Below are 2,967 nucleotides of genomic sequence, written 5' to 3'. Positions count from 1 at the left end.
CGAGGCGATTCCGTTTGACGCGCTGTCGCGCGGGATCACCTGGGAATGGGAAAGCTTTCCTCAATCTTTGGACGCGGCCGCGCGCCGTGGTTCGGGAATCAATCTCGCGTTCCTCGCGCCACTGACCCAGTTTCGCCATTTCGTGTTTGGCGAAGAGTCGATGGAGCGCGAGGCGCGGCCCGACGAGATTCAGAAAATCGCATCGTTGCTCGGGGAGGCGGTCCAGGCGGGCGCAGTCGGATTTTCCACCACCACGCTCGCGCAGCACATCGGCTTCCAGGGGCGCCCTCTCGCCTGCCGGTTGGCATCGCGTGACGAATTGAAGGCATACGCAAATGAGCTCAAGCGCCTCGGCCGCGGTTCGATCGAGGTGGCGCTAACGCAGCGCATCGGAAGGGTCTCGGATGAGGAGTCCGACCTGCTGAAGTTCCTCCTGGAGGAAAGCGGGCGGCCGGTGACGTGGCTCGCGATCGCCTCGCGCCCCGACAAGCCGGAGGCGACCGACGACATTCTCCATCGCCTCGAACCCCTGATTTCGCGCGGCGGGGTGCCACAGATCCTTTGCAAACCATTCAGCGTCCAGATGGACCTGCGCAACCCGTTCTCGTTCGCGGACATGGCGATGTGGGGACCGGTGTTCAACCAGACCCTGGAGAAGCAGAAGGAGTTTTACCGCGATCCGAGTTTCCGCGGCACGTTCCGAGAGGAACTGAAGCGGCCGCATCTTTTCCAAGGGCGCTGGAACCGGGTCGAGGTGCTGGAAGTGACGAATGACGCCCTCAAGCAATACGAGCGCAAGACCGTGGCAGAGGCGGCGGAGATGCGCGGCAAGGATCCGCTCGACACGTTCTTCGACCTCGCGCTCGAAGACGACCTGAACATCCAGTATACGATGCAGCAGTACCACGAGGAGGGGATCCGCCGATTGATCACCGACTCGCGCACCATGATCGGCCTCTCCGACGGCGGCGCGCACGTGAACATGCTCTGCGATGCGGGCTATTGCACCTACCTGCTCGGCACGTGGGTACGCGAGCGCCAGGCGCTCACGCTGGAGCAGGCGGTCAAGCGAATCACCTCCGAACCGGCGGACTTCTTCGGACTGAAGGATCGCGGCCGGCTCAAGACGGGACTGCCTGCCGATGTGGCCATCTTCGATGCGCGCACGGTGGGTTCCGCCAAGCGGGCCAAGATGCAGAACGATCTGCCTGGCGGAGGGCGCAGGCTGGTGATGCCGGCGGAAGGAATCGAGTACACGGTGGTCAACGGCGAGGTGCTCTACGAGCACGGCAAGCACGCCGGTAACCTGCCGGGCAAGGTGCTCCGTTCACGAGCCAACTGAAACTTCGTAACCGAAACCTGAGGAGAGCTTGTCGTGACGCAGTTTGCACTTTCTATGTTCTCAACGGACTACGCGATTCAGCCGATCGAGTTGGCGCAGGAAAGCGAACAGCGCGGCTTCGAGTCGCTATGGTTCCCGGAGCACACGCATATTCCGGCATCGCGCAGGACGCCTTGGCCGGGCGGCGGCGATCTCCCTAAGGAGTATTGGCATACGCACGATCCGTTCGTGGCTCTGGGTGCGGCCGCGGCGGCGACCAAGAAGCTCAAGCTCGGCACCGGGGTCTGCCTCGTCATCGAGCGCGATCCGATCACCCTGGCCAAGGAGGTCGCGTCGCTCGACATGATCTCCGGCGGGCGCGTGCTGTTCGGAATCGGCGCAGGATGGAACGTGGAGGAGATGGCGAATCACGGGGCAGACGCCAAGCGCAAGTGGAAAATCGTCAAGGAGAAGATCCTGGCGATGCGCGAGATCTGGACCAAGGAAGCCGCGGAGTTTCACGGCGAGTTTGTAAACTTCGATCCCATCTGGTCTTTCCCCAAGCCGGTGCAGCCGGGCGGACCTCCCGTCCTGCTTGGTTCGCAGTCGAAGCGCGTGTTCGAGCGCGCGGCGGAGTACTGCGACGGATGGTTGCCAATCAACTTTCCGCGCTACGACTTCGCGGGCGGCGTCAAACAGCTGCGCGAGGCAGAAAAGAAAACCGGGCGTAAAGGACTATCGCTATCACTGTTCGGATCGCCGTCGAAGGACGATGAGATCAAGAGCTTCATCGATCTGGGTTTTGAGAGGTTGATTTTCCCGCTGCCTTCCGAGCGGCGCGAGAAGATCCTGCCGATGCTGGATAACTACGCGAACGTCGCAGCAAAATATCGCTAAGGTCTGACCTCGCCAGAAACGAGAGCTTGGCCCCAAGCGGGAACGGGCAGCGCCGCGTTTCCCGCTCTTGACTGCTTCGTTACATTTAGTCAAGTTATCCAATCGACAATATTATGAATTGGCTGGGGAGAAGCTAGTAGTCAAGCAAAGACGGGTATTTTTTGCGTACATGGAGGCCAGACTGAACCTTTTTTTGAGGAATCAGATGAGTAAATCAATTGGATAAATTATCTATAGAACCAGACAGGAAAGTCGACGTACAGACCATCGATCCCTTCCTTTTGGAGCGCATCGCTCAGGCAATCGGAGGCCTCCGTTTTGGATCGGTCGAGATCGTCATCCAAGACGGCAGGGTCGTGCAGATCGAGCGCAAGGAAAAATTCCGGCTCGACGTGCGCAAAGACGGTCAAGTTCGCGTTACGGCGTAGAACGGTCCCGCCAACAATAAGAATCGGGAAGAACAGAGCTGACCGGACAACCGGAGGTTTCGCACAGAGCGAAGGAGCACAATGAGCAAACAACTGTTGTCCAAATTCGTAGGCGCAGCCGGACTGGTTCTAGCATTTGCGAGTCCAGCATTAAGCGGGTCAAAGGATCAGAACAATTGCACCCCGACAATCGGTTCGTGCGGCTGCGTCATCGCGAGCCCCGGCACGTACAAAGTCGGGCTCAATCTCACCGCGGCGCAGGGGCTCAACGGCGATGATTCGTGCATCAGCATTGCCGCGTCGTTCGTAACGGTCGACTTC

General features: G+C 59.9%; 4 protein-coding genes. All 4 read left to right on the top strand.

Going from position 1 to position 2,967, the window contains the following annotated elements; translation table 11 throughout:
* On the top strand, positions 1-1,342 hold a 1,342-nt coding region (locus VGI36_20155; GenBank protein HEY2487463.1), incomplete at its 5' end, for an amidohydrolase family protein.
* 33 nt (positions 1,343-1,375) lie between these two features.
* Positions 1,376-2,218, top strand: coding sequence for an LLM class F420-dependent oxidoreductase (locus tag VGI36_20150; GenBank protein ID HEY2487462.1), 843 nt, complete (start codon positions 1,376-1,378; stop codon positions 2,216-2,218).
* A 218-nt stretch (positions 2,219-2,436) separates the two neighbouring features.
* Positions 2,437-2,646, top strand: a complete 210-nt coding sequence (locus VGI36_20145; protein ID HEY2487461.1) for a YezD family protein — start codon at positions 2,437-2,439, stop codon at positions 2,644-2,646.
* 81 nt (positions 2,647-2,727) lie between these two features.
* Positions 2,728-2,967, top strand: a 240-nt coding sequence (locus tag VGI36_20140; GenBank protein ID HEY2487460.1) for a hypothetical protein, incomplete at its 3' end; no start/stop codon positions are given.

Source organism: Candidatus Binataceae bacterium (assembly GCA_036495685.1).
Lineage (GTDB): Bacteria > Desulfobacterota > Binatia > Binatales > Binataceae > JAFAHS01.
Note: the sequence above shows the minus strand (reverse complement) of the source record. Positions and strands in the feature narration are given on the sequence as shown.